The organism is Acinetobacter sp. YH12021 (assembly GCF_013420145.1).
Taxonomy (GTDB): Bacteria; Pseudomonadota; Gammaproteobacteria; order Pseudomonadales; family Moraxellaceae; genus Acinetobacter; species Acinetobacter towneri.
This window is the reverse complement of record NZ_VOYT01000038.1, coordinates 1-6,502: the sequence shown is the minus strand read 5'-3', so window position 1 is coordinate 6,502 and position 6,502 is coordinate 1. Positions and strand designations below refer to the sequence as shown.

Sequence of the window (6,502 nt, the reverse complement as noted above, 5' to 3'; positions counted from 1 at the left end):
CCGCAGTGGCATGAACGCATCATTTCCCCACACACCCTGGTGTATACCGGTTTTCGCTGGCATGTCCGTGCCTATTGCCATCAGAGCAAGCAGTTTAAGGACTTTTTACTCTCCAGAATTGATCGCACACCTGTTGTTGAACCGTACCGGGTTTGTCGGAGACTTTTTTATTTAAGTTAGGCCACCTGACCTAACGGATTAATCTTATCATAGTACATTGCTTCAAACTCAAAAGGCGATACATAACCCAGTGCACTGTGTACACGCTTTTTGTTGAACCAATCTACCCAATTTAATGTCGCAAGTTGTACATCCGCTAAACCTTGCCAATCTGCTTTTAAATATTCAATCACTTCTGTTTTGTATAAGCCATTCACCGTTTCAGCCAAAGCATTATCGTATGAATCACCTGTCGTACCGACTGATGCTCGTAAATTTGCTGCTTCTAAACGATTGGTATAGCGAATAGAAAGATATTGAACACCTCTATCTGAATGATGAATCACATTCTTAGGCATACCTCGATCGTGCAATGCTTGCTCCAATGCATCGAGCACCATATCTGTATTCATCCGTGTAGATACTTTCCATCCAACAATTGCTCGTGAGAACACGTCAATAACAAATGCGGTATATACCCAGCCTGAATGAGTTTGAATATACGTAAAGTCACCCACCCATAGTTGGTTTGGATGATCAGCATTAAAATTACGTTTCACTAAATCATCTGCCCGTTTTTGGTCATCTCGGTTACGGGTGGTTTGTTTATTCTTACCACGCCAAACACCTTGTATACCTAGTTTTTGCATCAATCGAGCAACTGTACAACGTGCAATCACATAGCCTTCACGTTTCAGTTGTTGCCAGACCTTACGCACACCATACCGACCTGAACTTTCCTTCCAAATTCGTTTAATTTGTTCAGCATGATGAAGGTCATGCAGATCCCGTTTCGCTCGATGTTCTGGATTGTCCGCGAGATCTAAAGTCCGGTAATAGGTTGAAGCAGCGATCGGTAAAATTCTACAAATCGCCTCAATACCATATAACGCCTTATTGTTATGGATAAAATCCACCATTATTTGTGTGGGCGGTCGAGCTCCGCCTGGGCGAAAAAAGCCGCTGCTTTCCGTAGAATCTCATTGGCACGTTTTAATTCTTTAATTTCACCTTCCATTTGCTTCATTTTTTCTTGATCAGATATCTGTTGTACTTTAATAGGATTTTGCTGATCTAAATGCTTTTGATGCCAAACACGTAGTGTTTCAGGAGTACAGCCAATCTTAGGAGCAATTGCTGTGATTGCAGCCCAATACGATGGATAGTCTCTCAGAATATTGACTCTCCGACAAACACGGTACGGTTCAGTTATCGTCTAAAAGATAAAAAGAGAGTAGGAATTCAACCACAAATTGAGTCTTAATAAATCATCAAAGGGGTCAATTTTACTTTGCTGTTTTTAAGGTAAAAGGGGTCAGTTTTAAATTGCCGTTGACAACCATAAAGTGACCCAGATTGAAGAGTTGATGCCACACTGCTGCTGGAAACCTAAATCGAATTAAAATTGGTATGGGATTCAGCGGACGCTTACGCAATAAGCATATTCACTTAAACTCTGAAACTTTGGCAAAAGCCAAAAGCCAAAAGTAAAAAGCCCGAATTCATACTTAGTTCGGGCTTTTTTTAAGGTGCTTAAAATTTTATAGATATCGTGACCATTTCAGGGCAAAAGTGTCTTTGTCCATAGTTAGTCCAGTCGTTTCGGTAGTGTTTGTTGAGCCTTTGATATTGGTGAATTCATCTTCCGGTAGAATTACTTTTAGTCCGACCTCAAAATCATTTGCATATGGATCTAGAAAAGAGGGTTGAGCCATTTGAGTTGAAATATTTCCTTCGACTTTTCCACATATTGAAGAGTTAAATTCATATTTAGAAAATATATCACCATAAATGTGAGGACAAATTCCTATAAAGTTAACTTTTTTGTTGGTCATAAGTGCGACATAGCCTAAATCGAGTTTTGTAGTATCTTGACCATCAATGTTTACCATTAATGGATTGCCATTCTCATCATTATTCATACTATATGAAAATTCTGTATTGCTTTTACAGAGGTTGGTTGGGATAAGGTAGGTGTTTGAAACAGTAGGTGGAACTGTTGTCACCGATGGATTAATTTTACGGTTACAAATAATCTCTGCATTTGGTTTTTCACGTAAAATATTATAAGGGGAATAAATCGTGGGTGCAGCAGTGGTTATATTGATATTTCCTTCAGCTAAAAAGCTATTGGTAAAAGTATTGTTTTTGGGGTTCGTTAGTCCTGCTTTACCGTGGATGGCGAGACTACCTTCAAAGTAAAGAATGCCAGGAGTTAACATAGGATTACTAATATCAGAGTTGTCAAAAAAGGCCCGAATATACCATATATTACTGACACTATCATGGCCTATAGGTTCCCACATATCGCCAGTAATTTTATTAGTAACGCCAACTTGAGGGAAGTAGCCAACGATTTCGCTTATGCACACATTTTTATATACTTGGTTAAAGAGTGTTCTTTGTTCAACCTTTTCACATATTGCATCAATATAAATTTCATTTTTACCATTAATACTATATCTCCCAAGGTAAAAGCCCTTTCCATCACTTACTTGGGTTTTTACGCCGTCTTTTATACGGTATTGAGTATTGTTTTCATAAATATATTCTTCACCACTGGTAGCATTTTTGAGGTGGTTTAAAAATACCCGTATAGTTAGTAGTTTTTCTGATCGTTGTAAGTTCGCCATAGTAAAAATATAGTTGGCTTCACTCTTGTATTGTTTAACATCGACGCGTGTTTTTTCAAAACTGTTTTTTTTATCAATATAAGTCTCTATACTTGAAGTATTTACAAAAGGAGCTGCGATACTTGCTAGTTGTTCTTTTAGAGCTTTAATTTTCGAAGTAGCTACACTGCTATTTCGATTTACGCTAGTTGCTCTATTATTGACAAAAGCATTTGTATTAATTTCATTCACAATTTTACTAGCAGAATAAGCATTTCCGATACGTACTCCGGCTGCCAACATGATTTCGTCTGCATAAACATCGTCAGCTCTTCGACCAGCAATCCATGCTTCAAAAGCACTTGCAGTTTCAACATTATTAGCACGTGCCCCTGCACCCGTAATGAGTACTCTCCCTCCAACTTTAATATTTTTTGCTTCACTGCCAGTATGAATTTCGACAGCACCTTTTGCCAAAATATCATCGACTTGTCCACCAAGCCAAAGTTTTACATCTCCTGTTGCCGTAAGATTTTTTGCTCTAGCCCCAACCCCAGTAACTGTAATGTTTCTAGCCTTAATGTTTCCAGCTTTACTTCCCGTATGTATAGTGACATCTGAGTTGGAAGCTATGTTGTTGGCTCGAGTACCGGCATGTAGCTCTACCTTGCCATTTGATGTGATATTTTCTGCTGTAGCACCAAGCCATAGGCTAACGGTATCAAGAGACTTGACATTTAGTGCGGATGTTCCAGAGATTGAAATAGGCCCTTTAGCAGTTAAGTTCCCGAATGAGCCTGAGCCTGTATCTGTAATTTCAATTCGTCCAGCAGCATTGATGTCGATATCTACACCTCCACATATTCCATTCAATAAATTTGCTCCTAAATTAATAGTTGAACAATTAATAAGTACATCACCTGTAGAATTAATGGTTAATTTGGAAATATTTTTAAGAGTAGCACCTGTTTGTAGCCATAAATCTCCGTCAACGTTTAATTCTAGTTCGGTGTCAGGATGGTTTGCTTCAATTGTGCTTGCTATTTTTGTATTACCACCTAAGACCATTTTTGCTGATTTTGATGAACTCGTAATTGTGCCATCTTTAACTTCAAATTCATAAACAACATTGAGTGTGGTGGCAGCTTGGGATGCTTCATTATCTGCACTAATATCAGCAGATATTTTGCATATATCGCCATTTGCAGCACAGCCGATGACTAATATATTGCTTGCCGTAATTTCTTGAGTGGCATTAGCTTTTAATACGATTGACTGACCATTAAGAGTGAGTATATCGGCTATACCATTTTTACCTTGTTGTAGAATATAGTCATGAAAAGCACTTGCCCCTGCCCAAGCCATGATTTGTGCATTTGTCTGTGCATGTGCTGCCACACTTGCCTCTTTTTTAGCCGTAACGGTTCTAGATAGTGATGCAGTCGTAACCATTACAGTGATACCAACCAATACAACCAATAAAACAGTTGCTATACCTTGTTGTTGTTTTAGGGTTTGCATAGCACTACACCTATTAATGAAATAAAATATTAAGGGATATTATTTAAACAAACAGCACGCTGAATGTTTTTCCCGATACCAGTTAATCCAAGTCTTGCGCCTATAATTGTTAGCTTTTTACCATTTTTGATATTGCTTAGACCAAAGGGCGTGCAGCTTCCATCTAAGTTATAACTAAATATAGGGCTGTTAGAGTCGCTTCTTATTGCGACAATAGGTTGATCTATTGACCAGTTTTTTCCTGTAAGTGCGCCGGTGCCGCATGAGTCTGGGGTAGTTTTTAGTAAAACTAGACGATGTATGTAATGGCTTTCCTCTGCTGTAATAGTTTCAGATATGCCTTGACATTTATATGTGATAGGTGTCAGCTCTAAGTTGGGTCTTAGCCTCCAAAAAACAGCATTTTGACTATTATGGGAGCCAATTGAAATATCTTCTGCTTGACCTGAGCCGTATCCTGCGTTTTGTACTAACTTTTGGGTTATGAGGACACCAGTTTCAAGTTGTGCATCATATTCTGCATCTTGAGAGGCCGTAAGTCCTGTGCGTGTAATTTGTTTGAATAGCATAAGCATCATTACCATGCACAGCATGGCAATAACAAGTCCTACTAGTAATTCAATAATTGTAAAACCATTTTTATACATCAGTTACTTCCCCACAATATAACAGTCGGTTGTTATATTTGTTCCATCAGCACAGCGATCGGAGGACTCTTGGCTAGTACTACTAATGGCAAGAACAGGCCATTCTGTAACTATGCCATTTTTAACTATTTGTTCGATTCCACAACCTACATAATACGTGTGACCATCAATGAGAATACTATCCTTATTAATTGCTCCACATAAGCCCGATGTTGGTGTGTTGTTGACCACAGCGCCTTGTAATCTGGCTTGCATTTGATTAATAATAATTGATTGTACATGTATGTCTTTTTGAGTATGCAGCATTCGACTCAGTACTGTTCCACTACCTAAGATAATGATAGAAAAAATAACCAGTGCGATTAATGCCTCAAGAAGAGTAAAGCCCTGTTGTTTAAACGATATTGATTTTGATTTCATCATCATTTTTCTTCACTTTAATATCATCTAGTGTTGCTGTGCAGGAACTTGCATTCATCAGGATTCCTGTTGTACTAAAAGCAAAACAATTTACAAGACTGGTATCTTTTTTAATTGTGACGCCCTCAGAGAATGTCATAGATTTCAAAATTTCATTGCCAGAAGTTGAGCAAGTTGTTCCACTTTTTATTCGCAGAATATGAATCACTTTATTGCTATAGTCTATGCACACACTTGTCGCAATTTCAGTGGATGTCTTATTGTTTGTGTTTCGTATAGCAGCAACACGTGCTTGGAATACGGCTGTTTTTAAAATAGATGAGGCATTATTAACCTGACTACGAGTTATCCATGAGCTAGTGAGAGAAGTGCCCATAAGTAATAAAATAGTCATAATTAATATGGTTATCATTAGTTCTACAAGTGTAAACCCTTTAGTTCGCTTAATTTTATCTTTGGGTATATTCATATTAATTACTCCATGAAGTAATTTGACCACAGCTACTTATTGTTCTTTGCCCTTTATCGTCTAGGGTTAATGTACAGTCTTTAATATCCGCATCAACACCAGTCGCTGTAAGGGTAAATGTAGTGCCCGCAGATGTGTATTGATATGTGAAACTGCTAGATGAAGGATTCCAAGTTGGAAATTTAGCTTTTATAGCACTAGTTGAAGTAAGGTTGCCAGTCGTATAGCTGAGTTGCCTTTGATAGTTACTTTCTGCAGCGAGTGCTAATCCAACAAGATTAGATTGTGCCTCTTTTACTTTTGCTTTTTGTACATAACTTTGATAACTAGGTATAGCGATTGCTGCCAAAATAGCCATAATGACCACAACGATCATAAGTTCAATTAATGTAAATCCATTTATTTTTTTCATGTATACCCCAAATTTAAAACGCTATCTAGCTTCTACTAGTAATGAATGGAAGATTAAAATACTTAGCTAAGTCCAACAACTCGAATATGACAAAGTGTGTTAATTTTACGATAAAATGTAAAATAAAACATGCTATATAACCCGAATTACGGATAAGAAAAGCCCTTGAAAAAAAGGTAGTTAGAGCCATTTAGAAAGTTACGACACAACCCAAAGGCTCTAACTACCATGTACGATTTTACAGAAATTTTTTGTATTGTTG

Annotated in this window: 6 protein-coding genes, 1 pseudogene and 1 other annotated feature; of the genes and pseudogenes, 1 reads left to right on the top strand and 6 read right to left on the bottom strand. The window is 37.7% G+C overall.

Going from position 1 to position 6,502, the window contains the following annotated elements; genetic code table 11:
• Positions 1-138, top strand: a pseudogene (locus FTT91_RS13950) (WYL domain-containing protein); the annotation flags it as partial.
• 38 nt (positions 139-176) lie between these two features.
• On the opposite strand, the gene FTT91_RS13945 reads toward FTT91_RS13950, so the two are convergent.
• The 6 genes from FTT91_RS13945 to FTT91_RS13920 form a co-directional block, all read right to left on the bottom strand.
• Positions 177-1,372 (bottom strand): IS3 family transposase gene (locus FTT91_RS13945; RefSeq protein ID WP_373686129.1). Its coding sequence is split into 2 segments (ribosomal slippage): positions 177-1,129 and positions 1,129-1,372, totalling 1,197 coding nucleotides; the frame shifts between segments, so codons are not numbered across the junction.
• Positions 1,007-1,121 (bottom strand) — a sequence feature (AL1L pseudoknot). (Overlaps the previous gene by 115 nt.)
• 328 nt (positions 1,373-1,700) lie before the next feature.
• Positions 1,701-4,292: a hypothetical protein gene (locus FTT91_RS13940; RefSeq protein WP_180169671.1), complete on the bottom strand. Its 2,592-nt coding sequence runs from the start codon at positions 4,290-4,292 to the stop codon at positions 1,701-1,703.
• Between the two features lie 29 nt (positions 4,293-4,321).
• Positions 4,322-4,939 (bottom strand): prepilin-type N-terminal cleavage/methylation domain-containing protein, encoded by a 618-nt coding sequence (locus FTT91_RS13935; protein WP_035270613.1) that lies wholly within the window; start codon positions 4,937-4,939, stop codon positions 4,322-4,324.
• A 3-nt stretch (positions 4,940-4,942) separates the two neighbouring features.
• A complete protein-coding gene (locus FTT91_RS13930; RefSeq protein WP_180169670.1) occupies positions 4,943-5,362 on the bottom strand; it encodes a type II secretion system protein J in 420 nt (139 codons plus the stop codon).
• Entirely contained in the window at positions 5,334-5,828 is a 495-nt protein-coding gene (locus FTT91_RS13925; RefSeq protein WP_035270618.1) for a prepilin-type N-terminal cleavage/methylation domain-containing protein, read from the bottom strand. Before FTT91_RS13925 ends, FTT91_RS13930 begins: the two co-directional genes overlap by 29 nt.
• Before the next feature lies 1 nt (position 5,829).
• The gene (locus FTT91_RS13920; protein ID WP_035270620.1) at positions 5,830-6,240 is read right to left on the bottom strand and encodes a type IV pilin protein; all 411 of its coding nucleotides are present in this window, start codon (positions 6,238-6,240) and stop codon (positions 5,830-5,832) included.
• Positions 6,241-6,502: the final 262 nt, after the last annotated feature.

Coding starts and splice junctions, on each gene's coding strand:
- FTT91_RS13940 (WP_180169671.1), bottom strand. CDS start 4,292: ATGCAAACCCTAAAACAACAACAAGGTATAGCAACTGTTTTATTGGTT.
- FTT91_RS13920 (WP_035270620.1), bottom strand. CDS start 6,240: ATGAAAAAAATAAATGGATTTACATTAATTGAACTTATGATCGTTGTG.
- FTT91_RS13935 (WP_035270613.1), bottom strand. CDS start 4,939: ATGTATAAAAATGGTTTTACAATTATTGAATTACTAGTAGGACTTGTT.
- FTT91_RS13930 (WP_180169670.1), bottom strand. CDS start 5,362: ATGATGAAATCAAAATCAATATCGTTTAAACAACAGGGCTTTACTCTT.
- FTT91_RS13925 (WP_035270618.1), bottom strand. CDS start 5,828: ATGAATATACCCAAAGATAAAATTAAGCGAACTAAAGGGTTTACACTT.